Genomic DNA, 21,861 nt, shown 5'->3' with positions numbered 1-21,861 from the left:
ACGATGCGAAAATATGTAAAATCGAATGATGGCTATGCCCTTGTCATTGCCCTACTCGTTATTACCGTTGTCACTGTACTCGGACTCGGTATTTTAACAACGACGAGCTCATCGAAGAAATTATCGGAAGAAGAAAGTAAAGACCAAACAGCATATTACATTGCGGAAGCAGGACTGAATCAGAAGAAAGAGGAATTGAAGGATGCGAAAGTGATTTATGATGATTTTGTTAATTCTTCGGAAGTAAAAGGCCAAAAATTAACGAAAGAGCAGTTTGTCAGCAAATTAAGAACATTTGTGGAAGGACGACTCTCAGATCTATTAAAACCAGTTGAGTACGGTACAGATCTATTCAAACGAAAGAACGCGAAAGCAAATGTGAAAACAGTAATGACCGTTTCAGAAACTGAACTTAAATTCACGATTACATCAACAGGAATTATCAAATCAAACGATTCCACAAACGAAAAGAAACGAACAGTTCAGTCGGTGGATAGTTATAAGTTAACAATTACTGAAAAACCAGCCGAAGAAGAATTTAGTTTTTCTAAATATGCCATTCATGCTATAAATAATTTAGACTTATCAAATGGTAGCATTATAGGCAATTTAGGTTTTTCTGGTCCTCAGCCGTCAGATATTAAATATCCATTTACAAGTAATTCAGGAAGCGTTTCTTATACTGGTTCAACATCCGGCACTACTTACAGACCTTGTAGCTGGTGGAAAGAGAACAATATTTGTGGGGACTCTTCTTATCAAGGAATTTCAACTGCAATAAAAAATAAGGATGTCACTTTCAATGATTCTAAAATGCCTAAAATCCCTGACTTTCCAATAAATAAATTTATTTCATTAAATGACATTACAAACCCAAATTTACCTAATAATATTCAACAAGGTATCCCTAATAAAAATCCTATTCCTTCTGGAAATTACAAAGTTAGTACCCAAGATTTTTATAAAAATTCTTTGAATATTGGTAAAAATAATGTGAATTTTTACATTGAAAAAGCAGATTTTGATTATAGAGATATTAATATTGAGGGTGAAGGAAATATTTCTATTTTTTCAAATTCATTTTCCAAGGGTAGCGGTAATATAAATTTCTTTGGCAATTCAATAAATATTTACACAAAAGGTAACTTTTCTCTTTCCGGTTCTGCAATTTTAAAATCAGCGAATAACATTAATATTTATTCCGCAGATGAATTTTCTCAATCAGGTAGTGGTCATATATCTAATGCTAAAAATTTAAATATATATTCTAATAAAGTTACATTCGGCTCTAGTTCCACAATGAATATGACAGAAAAAGTAAATATTTTTGCATATGACTCTCTAAAATTAAATAATACTACTACAATAAATAGTAAAGAAACTAATATTTACTATACTGGAAATAATAAACCTACAATAAATGGTGGTTTTGAAAATGCTGTTAATTTAGATTTTTTATATGCGCCTATTGATATAAATGGAGGGATAAAGCTCTCTGGGAATATTATATTACGAGGAGATAATGATATCGCTAAAAAAGATGTTAGAATCAGTGGAGGAAGTTCTACAAAAACTCCCCTTTATTTTTATGCTCCAAAATTTAATATTAATGTAAGTGGTGGGGGTGAAATTACGGGGGCTCTTATAGGGAACAATATAACTATGTCTGGTGGTACTAAAGTAATTTATCAAAAACCAAATATAGATAATGATAATTCTGGTACAGGTGGGGGGGCAAATGGTCAAATCGACTCCTCTTTAACACCAAACTCTGATAGTGGTTCAGTCGAGGTTAATAATCCTTAAATAATTGAGAAGAAATCTCCTAGCGAGGTTTCTTCTTTTTTCATATCAAAAAAACCGACTTCAGCATCTCATGCCGAAGTCGATTTTTTATTTCACTACATATTTCACAATGACGGGTTTCACTGTTTTGTTTTTCGTTGTGCGTACATTTTTCGGATCAAGTGTCATGTAATACGTGCCTTTTGCGAGTGTTTTCGTCGCTTTCACTGTTGTATATTTACCTGAGGCACTCGTCGAGAAGGTGAAGCCTGATACTTTCGCACCGTCTTTATATACTGCATATGCCGATGTACGAACTGTCGACTTTTTCACTGGTGTTGCCCATATCCATGTCGATGTTTTTTTAGTTTTCAATGTTGTATAATTCGTTGCTTTGATTCGACTTGATTTTTGAGTACTTGAAACAATCGTTGCGCCGACTTTTTTACGGTATACTTCAACACTTGTTTTTTGTGCTTTCGTTAATTGATTTGTAACGGTATAGAGTGGAATAAATTCCGTTACATAATGAACTGTTTTTTTATTATTCATATTTTGAACGATTGTTTTAATTTTGGATTGATTCACACGAACATATTTAGCGGCTGCTGATTCAACTGGTTGTACACTCGCTGTTAAAATTTTAGACGAAAATTGTGCGAGTCCGTAACCATATATTGAGTCAGGTCCTTTTACGCCTAAATCTATTGCATTTGCATAGAGGCGATTTTCTAGTTGTTTCGCAGATTCTTTTGGATACGCTTGTTTTAATAATGCGAGTAAACCTGTCACATGTGGCGTTGAAAACGATGTGCCTGAGCCGGTAGATGTACCGCCACTGTATGCAAGTGATGTAATATCCGTTCCCGGTGCTACAAGGTCTAATACACTCCCCGTATTGGAGAAGTAAGACAACTTTTTCGTCTTTTCAACTGAACCAACTGCTACAACACCTGGGATCGCAGCTGGATAATCAATTTGATTTTTCCCGTCATTCCCTGAAGCTGCAACGACCATTACACCTGCATCCAATGCTTTTTTCACTGCGATATATAATGGATTGTCGCTTACTTTTTCATTCGGTAATAATAAATCCGCTTGAGAGATTCCCATCGAAATATTTAAAATATTGACTTTTTGTTGGATTGCATAGTTGATTGCTGTCATGAAGTCGATTAAATCGGCTCCGTCTTTTCCGTCAATATTATAACTATATAATTCAACACCAGGTGCCACACCAATTACATTGCCCGCTTTTCCTGGTTGTGCTGCGATAATACCTGCAACAAATGTACCATGTGATGTAGCACTCGATGCGTATGTAATCTGACTTGAGTCAGAAATAATCGTTTTGCGCTGCACTTTTGGAAGGGCTGCATGATTGGCTATACCTGAGTCGATAATTCCTACTTTAACGCCTTGACCATCCAGTCCTTTTTGCCATGCATTTTGAACAGTGATTAATTGTTGGTTCCAATTCGTTGTGAAATTTGCGAATGGTACAGGAAGTCCAACATCTTGTGTGCGTAATTTTCGTGTACCTGTATGTACAACCTCGATTTGTTTAGAAGCTTCTAATTTTTTAATTTCTTCTTTTGAAAATGTTCCCACTACTGCATCAATCGCATCTAATTTTTTTGCGTCTTCCACTTGATCTAAAATTAGTTCCTTCCCTGCTTCTGATTTATAAAAAACAGATACGTGTTCTACCTCTGTTGCGGCATGGGCTGAAATTGGCTGAAAACCAAGCCATGCTAGAAAGAGACTGCCGACTAGAATTTTTGTATATTTCACTTGAATCTCCCCTTTCTCTATCCGAATTATATCATCAGATGGATAAATTGAATATATTTTTCTACACAAAAAGCACTAACTTATTTTCATAAGCTAGTGCTTTAGTCTAAATATTATACTTGTGGTTCATCTGAACCCCATTGACGTTTTTTCTTCTCTACATTCACTTTACCGCCATGCTTTTTCATTTGGCGTACTTTTAATACATACCAAATCTGTGCTGCGATGTAAATAGATGAATACATACCTGTTACTAAACCAATTAGTAACGCGATTGAGAAGTTTTCAATTGACGGTGCACCAAAGATTAATAATGATACCACAACAATGATGACTGTCATTACAGTATTAACCGAACGACCTAATGTTTGACGTAATGATTTGTTGACAATATTAGCTAAATCATCTGGTGTTTTAATAACTTTTGCACGATGTAAGTTCTCTCGAATACGGTCAAACGTAACAATCGTATCATTAATTGAGTAACCAACAATCGTTAGAACTGCTGCGATAAAGGTCATATCGACTTCTAATCGGAACAGACTGAAGATCGCTACCATGAAGAATACATCATGAATTAGTGAGGCAATCGCACCAATACCCATGCGCCATTCGAAGCGAATTGCTACATAGATAATGATTCCGACTGCTGCAATCGCAAGTGCATACATCGCATTACGTGCAATCTCTTTACTTACGTCTGGCGATACAGAACTTACAGAAGCTTTATAACCAAATGCTTTGTCTGCGGCTGCGTTCATTTTTTGGACATCTTCTTTTGAGAAGTCTTTATCATAACGAACAGCTGCATATTCTGATTTGTCACCACTAATGACAATATTTTTAGATGGGAAGCCTGTTTTATCTAAGAATTTCTCTACTTCTTGTGTTGTCAACTTATGTTCAGATTGTAATTGAACACGCGCACCACTTGAGAAGTCGATCCCTAAGTTTAGTTTAAAGATTCCTAGAACGACTAAACCAGCTAAAATAAGAACAGCTGAAATCGTGAAGAAACGCTTACGTGTGTGAACGAAGTCGAATCGGTCGAATTTCGTTTTTAAATCGAGTGTATCAAAGCCTTCTTCAATGCCATGAATACTTGATTTTTTCACACCAAACCATGTTTTCTTATTATCTAAGTAACCACTGTTTACAAGTAAGCCAAGTAATACACGTGTACCCCAAACAGCTGTTAAGAAGCTGACTAAGATTGTAATGATTAATGTTGTTGCGAAACCTTTTACTGTACTTACACCGAAGATGAATAATACGCCTGCTGCTAATAATGTTGTAATGTTCGCATCAAAGATTGCAGAGAATGAGTTTTTCGAACCTGCTTTGAACGCTTGTTTTACAGACTTACCAACACGAATTTCTTCTTTTAGACGCTCGTACATGAGGATATTCGCATCGACTGCCATACCTACCCCTAATACTAAAGCGGCGATACCTGGTAATGTTAATACAGCATTAATCATGTCTAAAATCCATAATGTGATGAATGTGAAGACACTTAATGTCACGATTGCGACAGCACCTGGTAAACGGTAAACAACTAACATAAAGAAGAAGATAGCTAAAACACCAATGATACTAGCCAGTACTGTTGATTTTAAAGCATCTTGGCCAAATTGCGCCCCTACTGATGTTGAGTACACTTCTTTTAATTGAACAGGTAATGAACCTGCATTTAAAATACCTGCTAAATCCTTTGTTTCTTGTACAGTAAAGTTACCTGAAATTTGAACATCTGTTGTGTTCAGAGGATTTTGTACAGACGCAGCTGAGATAAATTTAGGCTTTTGACCAGCAGCTTCTTTTTTGGCTTCTTTTTCATACGTATCACCTTTTTGGTAATCTAACCAGATGACCATTAAGTTTTGACCAGGTCCACGTTGTGAAAGGTCTGTTGTGATTTCGCTGAATTTTTTCGCATCTTTTAATTTTAATGATACGATTGGTTGATTCGTTTGAGAATCGAAGCCATCACTTGCTCCACCTTGTTTTAAATCGCGACCATCTAATAATAGCTTATTATTAACGTCGCGGAATGTTAGGTTCGCTTGTGTTGCTAATAGCTCTCGTGCGGCATCTTGATCTTTAACACCAGCTAACTGCACACGAATGCGATTACCACTCTCAATTTGAATACTTGGCTCACTCACTCCAAGCACGTTGACACGTTCTTGAATGGCCGTTACAGTGGCTTGTAAATCTTTTTCTGTAATGGGCTTAGCACCTTTTAAAGGTTCTACTTGATAAAGAACTTCAAATCCACCTTGTAAATCAAGACCTAGATTAATGTTCTTTACGATGCCTTCTGTTGTCGCTCCCATTGTTGCAAATAATGCAATGACAACAATGAAGAAAGCAACAATTCGACTTCTCAATTTCATGTATAAATCCTCCCTGAACATTTAACACATCGCTTGTTCTTAAATGCAGTAATATAATACCAATATATTATTACTATAATGGAATAACGTCAATTTGTCACCGTTATTCGTAACAGGTCTATTATGAAACAGTGCTTTCCTGCTGTCAAACCTTCTCAGTAAATTTTTTCTAACTTTCGAGCAATGCGGCAATTTCTTCTTCTTCTAATTCAGCAAATGGTGTCATTTTATATGATGTTTGCTCAATATATGTACAATATTGCTGTTTTGTTAAAGCTAGTAAATCACTGACCATCTGGTGAATATGCATTTCTTCCTCTGATTCCACATCACACCATTGTTGATGAACAAAATAGTGCCATATAACAGATGGATTCGGTTGCTCCACACCTTGAGCCTGTAAATCTTCACACTTCATATTTAAAACCGTTTGCAACTTCTGAAACAATGATTCGAATGGCATCATGTAAAATGCGCCTCCTCTACATTAGAAATACACGGACTGTCCAAATAAGCATTGCCACGATTAATATGGTCATAATCACATAGCCTAAAAAGCGTAAACGTTTTTCAGACTTTGAAACTTTTGCATAGGTTTGGCTATCCGCCATCTTTCGTGGTCTTTCATCTTTTGTAGGCATAAAACATTCGCTCCTTCAAACGTGAGTTGATTCTATTATTTCACATTTTTCAGATAAAAGCGATTCATGACCTATCTATTATGACCTTTATACCATCTTTATTATATTACACCTTTAATTCCAATTTATTCAAACAAAAAACAGTCTGGGACAAAATATTTCACTTCCCGTTTTAACGTTTGCAACGAAAAACTGGAACCGCGCCACAGCGCGATTCCAGTTTTTCTTATGCTCATATGGAATAGTGTTTTTACACTTATGTCCCAGCCTGTCTTTTATACACTGATTATTCAGCTGCGTCGTCTTCTACAACACGACCAATTGCTGCACGCTCAAAACGCATTTTTGTACCGTCTTCTAATACAACTACTGCTGTTTTATCGTCAATTGCATCAATCGTTGCATGTAGTCCCCCGATTGTAATAATCTTGTTCCCACGTGATAAAGCTGCTTGCATTTCTGCTGTCTTTTTACGCTGCTTTGACGCTGGACGGATTAACATGAAGTACATTAACGCAATGATAATGATCAATGGTAAGAAGTTACCTAAAGCTCCAAAATCCATTCTTCTATTCCCCCTTTCTCTTTCTCATTCATTATTATACAAGAATCAGAAATTTTTTGCATTCGGTTTATTAAACCCGTATTGTTCAAAGAATTCTTCGCGGAAGTCTCCTAAACGGTCTTCACGAATTGCTTGACGTACTTGACGCATTAAGTTTTGCAAGAAGTGCAAGTTATGTGTCGAAGTTAAACGGATACCGAATGTTTCATCTGCCTTAATTAAGTGACGAATATATGCCTTCGTATAGTTTTTACATGTGTAGCAATCGCACTCTGGATCAAGCGGTGTAAAGTCTTTTGCATATTTTGCATTTTTCACGACAACACGACCTTGGCTTGTCATGCACGTACCGTTACGTGCAATACGTGTTGGTAATACACAGTCAAACATATCAATACCACGAATCGCACCATCGATTAATGAGTCTGGTGAGCCAACACCCATTAAATAACGTGGCTTATGCGAAGGTAGTAATGGCGTAGTATATTCTAACATGCGGTTCATAATTGGTTTTGGTTCGCCAACTGATAAACCACCAATTGCATACCCTGGGAAGTCCATAGAGACTAAATCTCTTGCAGATTGTTTACGTAGCTCTTCGAATTCTCCACCTTGTACAATACCGAATAGTCCTTGATCTTGTGGACGTTCATGTGCTTCTAAACAACGTTCTGCCCAACGAGAAGTACGTTCAACAGAAGCTTTCATGTATTCGTATGTTGCTGGGAATGGAGGACATTCATCAAAAGCCATCATAATATCTGAACCAAGTGCATTTTGAATCTCCATTGCTTTTTCTGGACTAAGGAACATTTTGCTACCATTTAAGTGGTTGCGGAAATGTACCCCTTCTTCTGTGATTTTGCGCATATCGCTTAATGAGAATACTTGGAAACCACCTGAGTCCGTTAAAATCGCACGGTCCCAGTTCATAAACTTGTGAAGTCCGCCTGCTTCCTTAATAATCTCATGTCCTGGGCGTAGCCACAAATGATAAGTGTTACTTAAAATAATTCCTGCGCCCATTTCTTTAATTTCTTCTGGTGCCATCGTTTTTACTGTTGCTTGTGTACCTACTGGCATGAAAGCTGGTGTTTCAAATGAACCATGTGGGGTATGCACAATCCCTAGACGTGCTCCCGTTTGTTTACATGTTTTAATCAGTTCGTAGCGAATTGGTTGTTCTGACATAAATTAATTTCCTTTCTTTTGTGGACGAATGAACATCGCATCACCAAAGCTGAAGAATCGGTATTTATTTTCAACAGCGATTTTATAAGCATTCAGTACGTTTTCACGACCTGCTAATGCACTAATCATCATCACTAAAGATGATTTTGGTAAATGGAAGTTTGTAACCATTCCGTCGATTGCTTTATATTCAAAACCAGGGTAGATAAAGATTTTTGACCAACCTGACTCTGCGATAATTTGACCATTATTATTTTGCGCGACTGTTTCAAGTGTACGTGTAGATGTTGTACCTACTGCGATGACACGTCCACCGTTCGCTTTTGTATCATTGATGATTTGAGCTGTTTCAGCTGGTAAGTTATAAAACTCCGCATGCATATCATGTTCTTCAATCGTTTCAACACTTACAGGACGGAATGTACCAATCCCTACATGTAAAGTTACAAAAGCAACTTGTACACCTTTTGCACGAATGGCATCTAAAATTTCATCTGTAAAATGCAGACCGGCTGTCGGTGCTGCTGCTGAACCTAGTTCTTTTGAATAAACCGTTTGATAGCGCTCTTGGTTATCTAACTTCTCATGAATATAAGGTGGTAGAGGCATTGTACCTAACTTTTCTAAAATCTCGATGAAGATGCCTTCATAATTAAACTTGAAAAGTCGACCTCCATGCTCTAACTCACCTGTACATTCAGCTGTTAATAGTCCATCACCAAATGTGACAACGGTTCCCACTTTAATACGCTTAGCGGGCTTCACTAATGTTTCCCATTCGTCATCAGCTGTTTGCTTAATGAGTAGCACTTCAATATGTGCACCTGTCTCTTTCTTTTCACCGATTAAACGAGCAGGTAGTACGCGTGTATCATTTAAAATTAGGCAGTCTCCTGCTTCTAATTCTTCCACAATATGCGGGAAGTGATGATGTTCTACTTCACCTGTTTCTTTATCTAATACCATCAATCGACTTGCAGCACGATTTTCAAGTGGTACTTGTGCAATTAATTCTTCTGGTAATACATAATCAAAATCTTCTAATTTCATCGTTACTTCCTTCTTTTCATTAAGTTTCTGCTGGATACGCATATCCGAAATGTGTATAAGCAAGTGCTGTAACCATACGACCTCTTGGTGTTCGTTGAATGAACCCGATTTGCATTAAATAAGGTTCGTACATTTCTTCAATCGTCATAGATTCTTCCCCAATACTTGCAGAGATCGTATCTAAGCCTACAGGACCTCCTCTAAAGCGGTCAATCATTCCCTCGATTAATTTGCGGTCAATATGATCTAAACCGAGTGGATCGACTTGTAGAAGCTCTAAAGCAGTCTGACAGAGTGATACCGTAATCTCACCGTCTCCTAAAACCTGTGCATAATCACGTACACGCTTTAATAGACGGTTTGCAATACGCGGTGTTCCTCTCGAGCGTCTGGCTAGTTCGTTCGCTGCTTGGTCATGAATGGAAACACCAAATAAGTCCGCACTTCTTTTTACAATTTCGGCAAGTGAGGGTTCATCATAATAGTCCAACCTTAATAATACACCAAAACGGTCGCGAAGTGGTGCAGATAATGCGCCTGAACGCGTTGTTGCACCAACTAATGTAAATGGTGGTAAATCAAGGCGGATGGAGCGCGCTGTCGGACCTTTTCCAACTACGATATCGAGGCAAAAATCTTCCATCGCTGGATATAGCACTTCTTCAATCGCACGCGGTAGACGGTGAATCTCATCAATGAATAACACGTCTCCCGGTTCTAATGAACTGAGAATCGCAGCTAAATCTCCTGGTCGTTCAATTGCCGGTCCACTCGTCATCCGAATATTAACACCCATCTCATGTGCAATAACTGCCGCAAGCGTCGTTTTCCCAAGTCCAGGTGGTCCAAATAATAGTGCGTGGTCGAGCGATTCTTCACGCATTTTTGCCGCTTCAATAAAGATGCGTAAATTCTCTTTTACTTTTTGTTGTCCAATATAACTATCAAGCGTTTGAGGTCTTAATGAAAGTTCTAATTGTTCATCTAATTCTGTAGACTCACCTGATACAATCCGTTCCTCCATCAATCTGCACCTCCTATTTTTGTTTTAATAATATTTTGAGCGCTTCCTTCATGTAAGCTTCTGTCGTATGTAATTGCTCATTTTCATCTAGTTGTGGCTTCACTTTTGCAAGTTCACGCTCTGAGTAACCAAGTGCTGTTAAAGCAAGCATCGCTTCTTCAAGTTCATGTTTATTCGGATTCACGCCAAATAACGGTAATTCATCTTCTGTGCTTGGTAATTCTACATGTTCAAGTAATGCATCTAACTTTCCTTTTAAGTCCAGAATCATTTGACGTGCTGTCTTCTTACCGACACCTGGGAACTTAATCAAGAAAGCTTCATCTTCTTGTTCAATCGCCGTGATTACTTGTGATGGATGTCCACTTGCAAGAATCGCAAGTGCCCCTTTTGGTCCAATCCCTGACACTTGAATCAACTTACGAAATAGCTCACGCTGTTCAAGTGACGTGAAGGCAAATAGTTGCTGTGCATCTTCTCTTACACTTAGATGTGTAAATACTTGAATTTCCTCATTTGATACATGAAAAGCATAAGGGTTTGGTGTATTCAATTGCCAGCCTACACCTGTCACCTCCACTACAATGTATTCGGGTGTTACACGCGTAACAGGTCCCTTTATATAATCATACATACACGAATTCTCCTTTTCATAGCCTTTTGCATTATAGCATAATCCGTCGTGTGCTAAAAACAAACACACATTCCCATAGTAGCTATCATACCACAATTCACGAATGCTTTCGAACGATTATAAGGTGATTCATTTTTAAAAATATATGATATGATTAACAGCGTAAAAGCATTCAATCGAGGTGTTAATCATATGAAAAAATTATTAGGTGAAGAACGTCGTGAAGCCATTATTACGATTCTGAAAAATGAACAACGCCCTGTCACAGGGACAGCACTTGCGAAACGAACAAATGTATCGCGTCAAGTGATTGTGAATGACATGGCGCTCTTAAAAGCAAAGGACGAACCAATCATGGCGACAAGTCAAGGTTACGTCTATTTATCTGAACATCCAAATCATCGTGTGTTTGAACGCGAGATTGCGAGCTTCCATACACCGGAACAAGCAGAAGATGAACTGAATACACTTGTTGATGCAGGGGTAACGGTTAAAAATGTAACGGTAGAACATCCCGTATATGGTGAAATTACGGCATCGATTATGGTATCAAGTCGTTATGATGTGCAACAATTTATTCAAAAAGTGACCGCAACTGAAGCAAGCCTTCTAATGAATTTAACAGAGGGTGCTCATCTACACGTGATTTCAGCTGATGATGAGAAAAAATTAGATGCAGCGATTGAACAATTACATCTAAAGGGTTATCTATTACCTGAAGCATAATAAAAAACGAGGCGAGTGTTTCCACTCTACCTCGTTTTTATTTTTGTTGATACGTATAATAACTACCTAATGACTTAACCGAACAGCCAAGCGCTCTCAATTCTTCCATCGCACCCATCATTAAAGGTGCATGCTCGTCTTCTAGTAAGTCAACGATGAAGAAATAATCACCAAGTCCTGTTTTTAATGGACGAGATTCAATCTTACTTAAATTGATTTGACGCCATGCAAACACAGATAATACTTGATGCAATGCACCCGAACGATCATTTGGTAACTTAATCATCAACGTTGTTTTAATTGGTCCCTGATCCGCTTCACGTTCAATACGGTCATTACGCTTCGATAATACAAAGAAACGTGTATGATTAAAATGGAAATCATGAATATTTTGTTCTACAATTGCCAAATCATACTGTTTCGCCGCTGCAATATTCGCAATTGCTGCGATATTATTCTCTGGATGTTCTGACACATATTGTGCCGCTGCTGCTGTTGAAGTCGTTTGACTTAGTGGTACAGAACGATAATGGTAATGCAAAAATTTATGACACTGCGCAAGGGCGTGTGGGTGCGAATATACGCGCTCCATCTCACCATAATGCGCTGCATGATCTTTATGTACCATTAAATGCTGCTCAATCGGCGACAAGACCTCTGCCGCAATATACAAATCTGCCTCATGGAATAAATAATCAATCGTCAGTGGTACTGTACCCTCTAAAGCATTCTCTACGGGTACCACTGCACGATCAACTTGTCCTGAGTCAACTGCTTCAATACATTCTGGAATTGTCTTAAAAGGGATTGTCCAATCGTTTGGAAACAATTCTTTTGTCGCCAACTCCGTAAATGTACCCTCTGGGCCTAGATAAGCCACCCGATTCTCCCACTCTTTTGATTCCAACACAAAAGCCCCCTCTTATAACGCGCCTGAACTAATCACTTCTGCTGATTCAACAAAATCAAGTTTTTTCAGACTTTGTAATAAGTCGTCTAAATCAACATCCATTGCAGTCACGTCTAAGGACAATGTTACATTGGCTCTACCTTGAATCGGAATTGTTTGATGAATAGTCAATACATTACAATGTGTATCGGTAACTGTAGAAAGAAGTCTAGCTAATGTACCTTTACGATCCTCTAATTGCAAGAACACTGTTAAAATGCGTTCTTGAACAATTGAGTGAAAGGGGAAAACAGCATCTCGATACTTATAAAAAGCACTCCTAGATAAATCAACCTGTTTCACAGCATCCCAGATAGATGAGACGCTTCCTGATTGTAGCAAATGTTTAGCTTGCAACGTTTTGTGCATCGCATCTGTTAAAACATCTTCACGAACTAAATAATATCTTTGATCCGCTACATTTTTCATCTTTTTCCCCCCTGAATCGTTTATTCTACAAATTCAAATTCAAATTTTAAGATACGAACGGTATCGCCATTTTCAGCACCTTGTTCACGAAGCTCATCATCGACACCCATACCACGCATTTGGCGTGCAAAGCGACGAATTGATTCTTCACGACTAAAGTCTGTCATTTTGAATAGACGTTCGATTGTGTCACCACTTAATACAAAAGCACCGTCATCGTCGCGTGTTACAACGAAATCTGGTCCTTTAATTTCATGTTTGTAAAGTACTGTAGCATCTGTTTCTTCCTCTTCATCATCGTGTAGTAGGAACTCAGGTGTTACTTCTAGTAATTCATACACTGCATAAAGTAGTTCTTGTAAACCTTGACGTGAAACAGCTGAGATTGGGAAGATTTGAATATCTTCTCCTACTTTCTTTCTAAACTCAGCTAAATTTTCTTCTGCATCTGGCATGTCCATTTTGTTGGCTACAACAATTTGTGGACGTTCAGTTAAGCGTAAATTATATTGCTCTAACTCGCGATTAATCGTTAGGTAATCTTCGTATGGGTCGCGACCTTCCATCGCTGACATATCAACTACGTGTACAATAACACGGGTACGTTCGATATGACGTAAGAATTGGTGTCCTAAGCCCACACCTTCAGAAGCGCCTTCAATTAATCCTGGTAAGTCAGCCATTGCAAATGATTTGCCATCCCCGACTTGAACCATTCCTAAGTTTGGTACAATCGTTGTAAAATGATATGCACCAATTTTTGGTTTTGCTGAAGATACGACTGATAGTAAAGTAGATTTACCTACACTTGGGAAACCAACTAAACCAACATCAGCTAATACCTTTAACTCTAATATAACATTAAGTTCCTGTCCTGGCTCTCCTTTTTCAGAAAGTTCTGGCGCAGGATTTGCAGGTGTTGCAAAACGTGAGTTACCACGTCCACCGCGTCCACCGCGTGCAATGATTGCTTCTTGTCCGTGTTCTACTAAGTCGGCAATAACGCGACCTGTTTCTTCTTCTGTTACGACTGTACCTGGTGGCACGCTAACAACCATTGGCTTTGCACCGCGACCATGTGCGTTCTTGCTCATACCGTTCTCACCTGGTTCAGCTTTGAAGTGACGTTTGAATCGGAAATCCATTAACGTACGAAGTCCTTCATCTACTTTGAAGATAACGGCTCCACCGTTACCACCATCGCCACCTGCTGGTCCACCATTTGGAACAAATTTTTCTCGACGGAACGCGACCATACCATCGCCACCGTCACCGCCTTTAACATAAATCTTTACGTGATCGACAAACATTATTTACTTTCCCTCCTTACTTCCTATGACACGATAACGCCACACTGTATCTGAATACTCCTCATGGATTACACTTAAATCTTCTGATTGAATCGGGATTGAAAAATCGCTTTTTTCAAAATGTCCCTTCATCTCGACTGCAATCTCCACTTTTTGTTTCGTAGACATCACATAGATATGACAATTTTGTTCAACAAACGGGTCGATTGTTTCATGTACAGACTGTAGCGAGCTCTCTAAATAATTACGCAGAGGAACGTCCCACTCTGTTGGAGCGCTATCGGAAATATCGCTCTCCATTGTAATCGTTATAGAAGGAAAACGCCACTGACATGTCTGAAGCCATTCGATTAAATGCGCACATTTCAGTCCATTTATAATTGAAAATCGTTGATATTTTGTTGAGAGTTGGTCAACAAGTTGATTGGCTTCTTCGACATGGTCTAGAGCCAGATTCATTTTGATTAATTGTAATTGATTTAAAAAATCATGTTGAATGTGCCGAAGCACTTCATTTACGGATAGTGGCTGATCTATCACAAGTAAACACTCCTTTAGCGAGATGTTCTTGTTGTTAGTATAACAATTTTTTATGAAAATTTCTCTATTGAGCGAAAAAAATTCGGTATTTGCATCTGAAGCAAACACCGTTTTTTCACCACAAAAAAGGACTGCATTACTGCAGTCCTTAACTTTTAAATTAAGCTTCTTGTGCTACAGGATACACGCTAACTTTCTTCTTATCGCGACCGTAACGTTCGAATTTAACAATGCCGTCTACTTTAGCGAATAAAGTATCATCGCCACCACGACCAACGTTTTCACCTGGGTAAATTTTTGTACCGCGTTGACGGTATAAAATTGAACCAGCAGAAGCGAATTGACCGTCAGCACGTTTAGCGCCTAAACGTTTTGACTCTGAATCACGACCGTTTTTTGTAGAACCTACACCTTTTTTAGATGCGAAGAACTGTAAGTCTAATTTCAATAACATAATGTTCCACCTCCTACAGCATTTTATATTTTAATTCGATATAATCTCCATAACTAGCAACCATCGTATAAAACTGGGTTACCATTGTTTGAAGAATTGTTTGCAGTTTTGCGTCTTGTTCAGGAGTTAAATCGGCAGGATCCACAACGACTGATAAATAGCCGCCTTCTTCACCTTGCTCGATTCCCGGCGTAATTTGAAGTAGTTGTCCAATCGCATTTGCACTACCAAAGGCAATAGCAGATGCGCCTGCACAAACTAAATCATGACCAGGTTCACCTGAATAGGCATGTCCTGAAATTTCAAAGCCATATGATTCTCGATTTTCATTACTATGAATTTCTACTGTAATCATAACTTTTTCACCTCACTAATAATTAAGCGTTGATAGCTTCAACTACTAGTTTAGTGTAAGGTTGTCTATGACCTTGCTTACGACGGTAGTTCTTTTTAGCTTTAAGTTTGAAAACAGTAATTTTCTTTTGACGACCTTGTTTTTCAACTTTAGCTGTAACTGTTGCACCAGCTACGAATGGAGCTCCAACTTTAACGTCGTCACCACCAACGAAAAGAACCTTGTCAAAAGTTACCACTTCACCAGCTTCAGCGTTGATTTTTTCAACGTAGATTTCTTGGCCCGCTTCAACTTTGATTTGTTTACCACCTGTTTCGATAATTGCGTACATAACTGCACCTCCTCAATAGACTCAGACTCGCCTTCAAAGGTGATCTAAAAGATACTTGAACCTCGTCAGTGCGGTTGTAGCACGGGTGCTACATAACATATGAAATAATACCATACGGTTTTAAAGTCGTCAAGTTACTTTCGTATAATAACGTATATTCTTCTATTTATAACAACTAAAATTTTTTATTGTACGAAAAAAGCGAATTTCTAAACCTAAAACGGTGAAATTCGCTCGCATCTTTATTTTGAAAATAAAGCTTTAAATTTAGTGAAGATTCCTTGCTTTTCTTTTTCTAGTGTCATTAATGGTACAGACTCACCCATTACACGTCTCACGATATTACGATAAGCTTTCCCCACTTGTGTAGATGGTTCTAACACAATCGGTTCCCCCTTATTCGAAGATGTAATAACGCGATCATCATCTGGAATAATACCAATTAAATCGAGTGATAGATGCATTGTAATCTCATTAATATCAAGTGTTTCGCCGCGATCCATCAGGTGCGTACGAATACGATTAATAATTAATTTGGGTGGCTCGATATTTTCTTGCTCTAATAAGCCAATAATGCGATCTGCATCTCGAACAGCTGAAATTTCTGGCGTTGTCACAACAATCGCTCGTTCAGCACCCGCAATTGCATTGCGGTAACCTTGTTCAATTCCTGCTGGGCAGTCAATTAAAACATAGTCAAATTGTTCTTTTAACTCATCGATTAAATCTTTCATTTGTTGCGGGTTAACCGCATTCTTATCCGCTGTTTGTGCAGCAGGTAATAAATATAGTAATTCTTCAAATCGCTTATCTTTTACAAGTGCCTGATGAACTTTACATCGTCCTTCAATCACATCGACTAAATCGTAGATAATACGATTTTCTAACCCTAAAATAACATCTAGGTTACGTAGTCCGATGTCTGTATCGACTAAACAGACGGACTTCCCTTGCAGTGCCAATGCAGTCCCTAGATTGGCAGTGGTTGTTGTTTTACCAACTCCACCCTTACCGGAAGTAATTACAATAGCTTCTCCCACATTAGCTTCCTCCCTTAAACGTAGACAAATTCGGTCTAATAATACGCAGTTCTTGAAGCCTTTTAATGCCAATTGTCTCGTCATCAAGTAAATAAGCACATTCCATTTCTGGTGTTTCAGCCAACTCTTGCTTTTCATTCGTCATGATTTCAAGAACATGACCAATTGCTAAATGTGTAGCGGATAAAAATGACGCTCCAATAACTGCCTCACAGTTGCCATTTTTCCCTGCATGTGCTCTTCCTTTTAACTTTCCTAAGACATAAATACTTCCGCCTGCTGTAACTTGTGCATTCGGATTTACATCTCCAACAATGACAAGATCTCCTTCTGAACTGACAGTTTGACCAGAGCGTACGATGCCAATATATGTAGAAGACTGACTTTCCATTATACGCTGGTTCGATTCTTCAATCGTAATGACGTCACTTTTCACTTTCGATACGCGAACATTCAATGCTTCCTGTACTGCTTGAAGCAATTCATTCATTTGTTCATCTGTACAATAACGGTTTCCGATTGCAATCTGGACCTCTACTTGTTCATCAAGACGATCTTCTGCAAGCTTTCCTTCCAATTCACGCAATAATTCCTCATAGCCACATTGGTCGTCTAATTTGAGGACAAAACCTTCTTTTGTCCCCTTTAGACTGACAAGTTGTTTCGTTGTCAAAAAAGCCACCTCACTCCATTAAATTATTGACTGATTTGCTTTTTCTAGAACCCTTGCTTCAAGTAAGTACTTAAACGTCCAACCAAGCATAATTAAAAATACAGAGTTGGCAATCATTGTCGGTACTAAACGATGATTTAAAAATTCTGTAAAAGAAATATCAGTATAACCTATGAGTAAGAAAAATTGATGCAACGCAATTTCCAGAAGTGCTACGAGCAATAATGATAATGTTGTTGTGACAACTAGATGCTGATGTATATATTTTACTGTAGAACCAGCAATAAAACAAATGAACGGATAAAGGAAAGTGTACAAACCGATAATATCAATGTAAAAAATATCGTACACGAGTCCAAAAACAAGTCCATAAATCATTGCGCGCTTCTTATCATAATAGATAGAGAGGAAAATTAAATAAAGAATAACAAAGCGAGGAACTAAATATTCTCGTTGACCATTAATATCAATCGGTGAAAAAAGTGAGAATTCTGTTTCTAAGAAGAATAGAATGACGGCGACAGCAGGAATTAAATACTTCGCCATTACTTGTCATTCCCTTCTGAAGAAAGGTTTTTATTCGTAGCATCACCGTCTGAACCATCCACTTGGATTGCTTGACGTTTTGCAATAACTACGTGATCAATCATTTGGAAATCAGCTGCTGGTTTAACATACGCTAATTTTGTTAGACCGAAATCATCCGTTGTCACTTTTGTTACTTCTCCAATTAAAATACCTTTAGGGAAAATACCCCCTAAACCAGAAGTTGTTACTTTATCACCTTTTTTAATTTTCAATTTTGAATCAATACGTTTTAGCATTAATTCGCCTCTTTTTGCATCATAACCTTCAATTAAACCACGCGCTTCTTTGCCTTTACTTGAGACAGTAGCCGATACGCGGTAATTTGTATTATTCGTTGATAATAATTCTACTTCTGATGTGTAAGGTGTTGTTTGAACAACCTTCCCAACTAAGCCCTCAGATGTTAAAACAGCCATGTTATTTTTCACGCCATTTGAAGATCCTTCATTTAGAATTAACTTTTCTTCCCATTGGTCAGGATTTCGCGCGATAACATTCGCTTGAATTGGATCATATACACGAAGATCCGTTTTTTTATCTAATAACTTTTGAAGCTTTTTATTTTCAACTTCTAATTCATTTACTTCTGCTTGAAGTGTACCAAATTCTTCTAATCGTGATTTAAGACGCTTATTCTCATCATATGTGTTCAATAAGTCATCTACACTATTAATAAGCCCTGTAACATAACCAGCCGGCTTAGCAACAATATTCTGTCCTAAGCCGACTGTATCTTTAATAATTTGTTCAGGGAGTGATACCTTATCGCGATCGCTTAAGGTCCAACTGATCAATGCCACTAACAGAATGACTCCGATAAGAAGAAATATTAATCGTTTATTCGATAAGAATTGTGGCATTGCCGATTCCCCTCCCTTAAATTGTTTGCTGTTGTTTTAATGTATCGATTTGGTCTAATGACATACCTGTCCCAATCGCTACACAATCTAATGGATTTTCTGCAATAAATACAGGCATGTTTGTTTCATCACTAATTACTTTATCTAAGTTGCGAAGTAATGCTCCGCCACCTGTTAAGACAATACCGCGCTCCATAACATCAGCTGAAAGCTCTGGTGGTGTTTGTTCTAAAGTTTTCTTTACACCATCAATAATTGCTGAAATCGATTCACGTAATGAATCTGCAATTTCAATAGAAGAAATTTCGATTGTTTTTGGTAAACCTGTTACAAGGTCACGTCCACGAATCTCCATTTTTTGCTCTTCATCCATTGAACTTGTCGCAGAACCAATCTCCATTTTAATTGTTTCAGCTGTACGCTCACCAATTGTTAGGTTATATGATTTACGGATGTATGCAATAATCGCTTGGTCCATTGCATCACCTGCTACACGTACAGATTCACTGATTACAATACCACCAAGTGAGATTACTGCTACTTCTGTTGTACCGCCACCGATATCTACAACCATACTACCTGTAGGTTCTGATACTGGTAAATTTGCGCCGATTGCTGCTGCAAATGGTTCTTCAATTACGAACGCTTCACGAGCACCCGCTTGACGTGCTGCATCAATTACTGCACGCTTTTCTACTGACGTAATACCATATGGTACACATATAACAACGTTTGGTTTTTTGAATGAACTACCTACTACTTTTAAAGCATTTTGTAAGTAATGCTTAATCATTGTCGTTGTGATATCAAAATCTGCAATAACGCCATCTTTCATTGGACGAATTGCTACGATTGATCCTGGTGTACGACCAATCATATTTTTAGCCTCGTTACCTACTGCTACTGTTGTGTTTGTTTGCGTATTTTTCGCTACAACAGATGGTTCACGTAGTACGACACCCTTCCCTTTAATAAATACAAGTGTGTTTGCTGTGCCAAGGTCAATACCGACATCTTTTCCACCTAATCCGAACACGTTAATTTCTTCCTTTCCTTAGCCGTTTATAATAACTAGCTGTCATAAAATCATACGTTTCATTATAACGGAAAAATATAAAAAGGAACAGTATCAGAAGAAACCTTTTCCTTTCATACTAATATACCGATAATCGCCTATGATAATATGATCTAGTAAATCAATTCCAATAATTCCTCCGGCTTCTGCTATTCTCTTCGTTACTTCTATATCTTCAGGGCTTGGAGTTGGATTTCCTGACGGATGATTATGCGCGCATATAATTGATGCTGCCGAGCGCTTTACTGCTTCACGAAAAATCTCTCTCGGATGAACAATGCTCGCATTTAAGCTACCGATAAAAATCGTCTGCTTATGTATGATTTCATTTTTCACATTGAGAAATAGAACGACAAAATGCTCTTGCATTAACTGTGCTAAATCAGACATTAGATAGTCTGCTGCATCATCTGGATGTTTCACAACCGTTCGCTCTAAACGATTCGGAAGATGACTTCTTCTTCCTAGTTCAAAAGCCGCCAATAAATACATCGCTTTAACGCGACCAATTCCATCAACTGCTTGCAGTTCTTCAATTGTGGCATGCTTCAAATTGAGTAATGTTTCAAACTGATTTAATAATCGTGTTGCAATATCAAGAACAGATTCTTTTTTCGTTCCTGAGCCAATTAAAATCGCTAATAGCTCATGATTCGAAAGTTGTTCTGCACCAAACAAAACCAATCGTTCTCTCGGTCGTTCTTGTGTTGCTACTTGTTGGATACAATGATTGACTTCTTTCATCATGACATCACCTCATCAAGATGTTCCATTTCCGCCAACTTTCTCAACATCATTTCAACCCTTTGGAATGGCAACTCAATTGCATGCGTGAAAATATATTCACTACCGTCTTTACAAGTTTGCCCTTCTCCTACCCTATTATAACTAACATCATCTAAAAAAGGTTCCTTAGTTTGAATATATTTTTGAAGGTTTTTTATTTGCGGCTGTAAAGAACGAACAGGCGTTTCATAAACATCAGTTAAAATATATTGACGATATTTAAGTAAAATCATTGTCGTTACTTTTGTTTTTGCAAAAGGATGTTTTTTTACATAAAATAACCATTGTTCATACGTAAGCTTTTTCTTTTCTACTTCAAAAAAGTGGTGATAGGCTAAACGATATACATCATAAATACCTGTTAGTAATTGGTATAAATAAAGATGTACTTCACTTACTTGTTGATGTTCATGTATATACTCATTAGGCAATTCAAATGTTTGATATGACATATATTCAAAATATTTTTGCCATATCCCCTTTTCATAAGGGTTAGAACTTATAATATGGATTGGTGTGGGGTTCATATAATTCCTCCTTTTTCCATAAATTATAGCGTATGGTTAAAAAGGACTCTTTGTACTATTCACTTTATTTACCAAAAACAATCCTTTATTTAACTCTTTTTTTATAAAAAAACTCATTTTTCTTTTTAGATTTAA

At 37.8% G+C, this 21,861-nt stretch carries 25 protein-coding genes and 1 other annotated feature; of the genes, 2 read left to right on the top strand and 23 right to left on the bottom strand.

Annotation, left to right across the window (positions count from 1 at the left end; all coding sequences use genetic code 11):
* Nucleotides 1-3 precede the first annotated feature (3 nt).
* On the top strand, nucleotides 4-1,806 hold the full coding sequence (locus ASO14_RS05070; protein WP_068452340.1) for a pilus assembly PilX N-terminal domain-containing protein: 1,803 nt from the start codon (nucleotides 4-6) through the stop codon (nucleotides 1,804-1,806).
* 87 nt (nucleotides 1,807-1,893) lie between these two features.
* On the opposite strand, the gene ASO14_RS05065 is transcribed toward ASO14_RS05070, so the two are convergent.
* The 9 genes from ASO14_RS05065 to ruvA form a co-directional block, all read right to left on the bottom strand.
* Entirely contained in the window at nucleotides 1,894-3,579 is a 1,686-nt protein-coding gene (locus tag ASO14_RS05065; protein WP_068452337.1) for a S8 family peptidase, read from the bottom strand.
* Nucleotides 3,580-3,692: 113 nt separating this feature from the next.
* Nucleotides 3,693-5,978, bottom strand: coding sequence for a protein translocase subunit SecDF (gene secDF / locus ASO14_RS05060; RefSeq protein ID WP_068452334.1), 2,286 nt, complete (start codon nucleotides 5,976-5,978; stop codon nucleotides 3,693-3,695).
* Nucleotides 5,979-6,147: 169 nt separating this feature from the next.
* Complete coding sequence (locus ASO14_RS05055; protein ID WP_068452331.1) at nucleotides 6,148-6,444, bottom strand: post-transcriptional regulator; 297 nt, start codon at nucleotides 6,442-6,444, stop codon at nucleotides 6,148-6,150.
* A gap of 16 nt (nucleotides 6,445-6,460) precedes the next feature.
* Nucleotides 6,461-6,619 carry a hypothetical protein gene (locus ASO14_RS14960; RefSeq protein ID WP_156422332.1) on the bottom strand — a complete coding sequence of 53 codons (159 nt, stop codon included), beginning with the start codon at nucleotides 6,617-6,619 and terminating at the stop codon, nucleotides 6,461-6,463.
* Between the two features lie 286 nt (nucleotides 6,620-6,905).
* A complete protein-coding gene (gene yajC, locus ASO14_RS05050; RefSeq protein WP_068452329.1) occupies nucleotides 6,906-7,184 on the bottom strand; it encodes a preprotein translocase subunit YajC in 279 nt (92 codons plus the stop codon).
* Between the two features lie 45 nt (nucleotides 7,185-7,229).
* On the bottom strand, nucleotides 7,230-8,375 hold the full coding sequence (tgt, locus tag ASO14_RS05045) for a tRNA guanosine(34) transglycosylase Tgt (protein ID WP_068452320.1): 1,146 nt from the start codon (nucleotides 8,373-8,375) through the stop codon (nucleotides 7,230-7,232).
* Between the two features lie 3 nt (nucleotides 8,376-8,378).
* Nucleotides 8,379-9,425 carry a tRNA preQ1(34) S-adenosylmethionine ribosyltransferase-isomerase QueA gene (gene queA, locus ASO14_RS05040; protein WP_068452317.1) on the bottom strand — a complete coding sequence of 349 codons (1,047 nt, stop codon included), beginning with the start codon at nucleotides 9,423-9,425 and terminating at the stop codon, nucleotides 8,379-8,381.
* Nucleotides 9,426-9,444: 19 nt separating this feature from the next.
* Nucleotides 9,445-10,449, bottom strand: a complete 1,005-nt coding sequence (gene ruvB / locus ASO14_RS05035; protein ID WP_068452314.1) for a Holliday junction branch migration DNA helicase RuvB — start codon at nucleotides 10,447-10,449, stop codon at nucleotides 9,445-9,447.
* Nucleotides 10,450-10,462: 13 nt separating this feature from the next.
* A complete protein-coding gene (ruvA, locus tag ASO14_RS05030) occupies nucleotides 10,463-11,083 on the bottom strand; it encodes a Holliday junction branch migration protein RuvA (protein ID WP_068452311.1) in 621 nt (206 codons plus the stop codon).
* Between the two features lie 192 nt (nucleotides 11,084-11,275).
* Here ruvA and ASO14_RS05025 point away from each other — a divergent pair, with 192 nt between their 5' ends.
* A complete protein-coding gene (locus ASO14_RS05025) occupies nucleotides 11,276-11,809 on the top strand; it encodes a transcription repressor NadR (protein WP_068452306.1) in 534 nt (177 codons plus the stop codon).
* Between the two features lie 37 nt (nucleotides 11,810-11,846).
* On the opposite strand, the gene pheA is transcribed toward ASO14_RS05025, so the two are convergent.
* The 14 genes from pheA to ASO14_RS04955 all read right to left on the bottom strand — a co-directional run bounded on the left by pheA (nucleotide 11,847) and on the right by ASO14_RS04955 (nucleotide 21,726).
* Nucleotides 11,847-12,716, bottom strand: coding sequence for a prephenate dehydratase (gene pheA / locus ASO14_RS05020; protein WP_068452303.1), 870 nt, complete (start codon nucleotides 12,714-12,716; stop codon nucleotides 11,847-11,849).
* Between the two features lie 15 nt (nucleotides 12,717-12,731).
* Nucleotides 12,732-13,187, bottom strand: coding sequence for an ACT domain-containing protein (locus tag ASO14_RS05015; protein WP_068452300.1), 456 nt, complete (start codon nucleotides 13,185-13,187; stop codon nucleotides 12,732-12,734).
* 20 nt (nucleotides 13,188-13,207) lie between these two features.
* Entirely contained in the window at nucleotides 13,208-14,497 is a 1,290-nt protein-coding gene (gene obgE / locus ASO14_RS05010; protein WP_068452297.1) for a GTPase ObgE, read from the bottom strand.
* 3 nt (nucleotides 14,498-14,500) lie between these two features.
* Nucleotides 14,501-15,037 (bottom strand): Spo0B domain-containing protein, encoded by a 537-nt coding sequence (locus tag ASO14_RS05005; RefSeq protein WP_068452294.1) that lies wholly within the window; start codon nucleotides 15,035-15,037, stop codon nucleotides 14,501-14,503.
* 160 nt (nucleotides 15,038-15,197) lie between these two features.
* Nucleotides 15,198-15,491 carry a 50S ribosomal protein L27 gene (gene rpmA, locus ASO14_RS05000; RefSeq protein WP_068452291.1) on the bottom strand — a complete coding sequence of 98 codons (294 nt, stop codon included), beginning with the start codon at nucleotides 15,489-15,491 and terminating at the stop codon, nucleotides 15,198-15,200.
* Nucleotides 15,492-15,504: 13 nt separating this feature from the next.
* Nucleotides 15,505-15,846 (bottom strand): ribosomal-processing cysteine protease Prp, encoded by a 342-nt coding sequence (locus tag ASO14_RS04995; protein WP_068452288.1) that lies wholly within the window; start codon nucleotides 15,844-15,846, stop codon nucleotides 15,505-15,507.
* Nucleotides 15,847-15,868: 22 nt separating this feature from the next.
* Complete coding sequence (gene rplU / locus ASO14_RS04990) at nucleotides 15,869-16,177, bottom strand: 50S ribosomal protein L21 (RefSeq protein WP_068452285.1); 309 nt, start codon at nucleotides 16,175-16,177, stop codon at nucleotides 15,869-15,871.
* A gap of 13 nt (nucleotides 16,178-16,190) precedes the next feature.
* Nucleotides 16,191-16,263, bottom strand: a sequence feature (ribosomal protein L21 leader region).
* 156 nt (nucleotides 16,264-16,419) lie between these two features.
* On the bottom strand, nucleotides 16,420-17,217 hold the full coding sequence (gene minD, locus ASO14_RS04985; protein WP_068452281.1) for a septum site-determining protein MinD: 798 nt from the start codon (nucleotides 17,215-17,217) through the stop codon (nucleotides 16,420-16,422).
* A gap of 1 nt (nucleotide 17,218) precedes the next feature.
* Nucleotides 17,219-17,890, bottom strand: coding sequence for a septum site-determining protein MinC (locus ASO14_RS04980; RefSeq protein ID WP_068452278.1), 672 nt, complete (start codon nucleotides 17,888-17,890; stop codon nucleotides 17,219-17,221).
* Nucleotides 17,891-17,908: 18 nt separating this feature from the next.
* On the bottom strand, nucleotides 17,909-18,436 hold the full coding sequence (gene mreD / locus ASO14_RS04975; protein ID WP_068452275.1) for a rod shape-determining protein MreD: 528 nt from the start codon (nucleotides 18,434-18,436) through the stop codon (nucleotides 17,909-17,911).
* Nucleotides 18,436-19,338, bottom strand: a complete 903-nt coding sequence (gene mreC / locus ASO14_RS04970) for a rod shape-determining protein MreC (RefSeq protein ID WP_068452271.1) — start codon at nucleotides 19,336-19,338, stop codon at nucleotides 18,436-18,438. The genes mreD and mreC overlap by 1 nt, the downstream gene beginning before the upstream one ends.
* A gap of 16 nt (nucleotides 19,339-19,354) precedes the next feature.
* The gene (locus ASO14_RS04965; protein ID WP_068452268.1) at nucleotides 19,355-20,374 is read right to left on the bottom strand and encodes a rod shape-determining protein; all 1,020 of its coding nucleotides are present in this window, start codon (nucleotides 20,372-20,374) and stop codon (nucleotides 19,355-19,357) included.
* A gap of 93 nt (nucleotides 20,375-20,467) precedes the next feature.
* The gene (gene radC, locus ASO14_RS04960) at nucleotides 20,468-21,160 is read right to left on the bottom strand and encodes a RadC family protein (protein WP_068452265.1); all 693 of its coding nucleotides are present in this window, start codon (nucleotides 21,158-21,160) and stop codon (nucleotides 20,468-20,470) included.
* Entirely contained in the window at nucleotides 21,157-21,726 is a 570-nt protein-coding gene (locus ASO14_RS04955; RefSeq protein WP_068452262.1) for a hypothetical protein, read from the bottom strand. The genes radC and ASO14_RS04955 overlap by 4 nt, the downstream gene beginning before the upstream one ends.
* Between the last annotated feature and the right edge of the window lie 135 nt (nucleotides 21,727-21,861).

Source organism: Kurthia sp. 11kri321, from assembly GCF_001534765.1.
Classification (GTDB): domain Bacteria; phylum Bacillota; class Bacilli; order Bacillales_A; family Planococcaceae; genus Kurthia; species Kurthia gibsonii.
Note: the sequence above shows the minus strand (reverse complement) of the source record. Positions and strands in the feature narration are given on the sequence as shown.

Coding starts and splice junctions, on each gene's coding strand:
- ruvA (WP_068452311.1), bottom strand. CDS start 11,083: ATGTATGATTATATAAAGGGACCTGTTACGCGTGTAACACCCGAATAC.
- queA (WP_068452317.1), bottom strand. CDS start 9,425: ATGAAATTAGAAGATTTTGATTATGTATTACCAGAAGAATTAATTGCA.
- mreC (WP_068452271.1), bottom strand. CDS start 19,338: ATGCCACAATTCTTATCGAATAAACGATTAATATTTCTTCTTATCGGA.
- ASO14_RS05025 (WP_068452306.1), top strand. CDS start 11,276: ATGAAAAAATTATTAGGTGAAGAACGTCGTGAAGCCATTATTACGATT.
- ASO14_RS04995 (WP_068452288.1), bottom strand. CDS start 15,846: ATGATTACAGTAGAAATTCATAGTAATGAAAATCGAGAATCATATGGC.
- secDF (WP_068452334.1), bottom strand. CDS start 5,978: ATGAAATTGAGAAGTCGAATTGTTGCTTTCTTCATTGTTGTCATTGCA.
- ASO14_RS05055 (WP_068452331.1), bottom strand. CDS start 6,444: ATGATGCCATTCGAATCATTGTTTCAGAAGTTGCAAACGGTTTTAAAT.
- ASO14_RS05015 (WP_068452300.1), bottom strand. CDS start 13,187: ATGAAAAATGTAGCGGATCAAAGATATTATTTAGTTCGTGAAGATGTT.
- ruvB (WP_068452314.1), bottom strand. CDS start 10,449: ATGGAGGAACGGATTGTATCAGGTGAGTCTACAGAATTAGATGAACAA.
- rpmA (WP_068452291.1), bottom strand. CDS start 15,491: ATGTTATTGAAATTAGACTTACAGTTCTTCGCATCTAAAAAAGGTGTA.
- mreD (WP_068452275.1), bottom strand. CDS start 18,436: ATGGCGAAGTATTTAATTCCTGCTGTCGCCGTCATTCTATTCTTCTTA.
- ASO14_RS04955 (WP_068452262.1), bottom strand. CDS start 21,726: ATGAACCCCACACCAATCCATATTATAAGTTCTAACCCTTATGAAAAG.
- ASO14_RS05070 (WP_068452340.1), top strand. CDS start 4: ATGCGAAAATATGTAAAATCGAATGATGGCTATGCCCTTGTCATTGCC.
- ASO14_RS14960 (WP_156422332.1), bottom strand. CDS start 6,619: ATGCCTACAAAAGATGAAAGACCACGAAAGATGGCGGATAGCCAAACC.
- yajC (WP_068452329.1), bottom strand. CDS start 7,184: ATGGATTTTGGAGCTTTAGGTAACTTCTTACCATTGATCATTATCATT.
- obgE (WP_068452297.1), bottom strand. CDS start 14,497: ATGTTTGTCGATCACGTAAAGATTTATGTTAAAGGCGGTGACGGTGGC.
- tgt (WP_068452320.1), bottom strand. CDS start 8,375: ATGTCAGAACAACCAATTCGCTACGAACTGATTAAAACATGTAAACAA.
- rplU (WP_068452285.1), bottom strand. CDS start 16,177: ATGTACGCAATTATCGAAACAGGTGGTAAACAAATCAAAGTTGAAGCG.
- radC (WP_068452265.1), bottom strand. CDS start 21,160: ATGATGAAAGAAGTCAATCATTGTATCCAACAAGTAGCAACACAAGAA.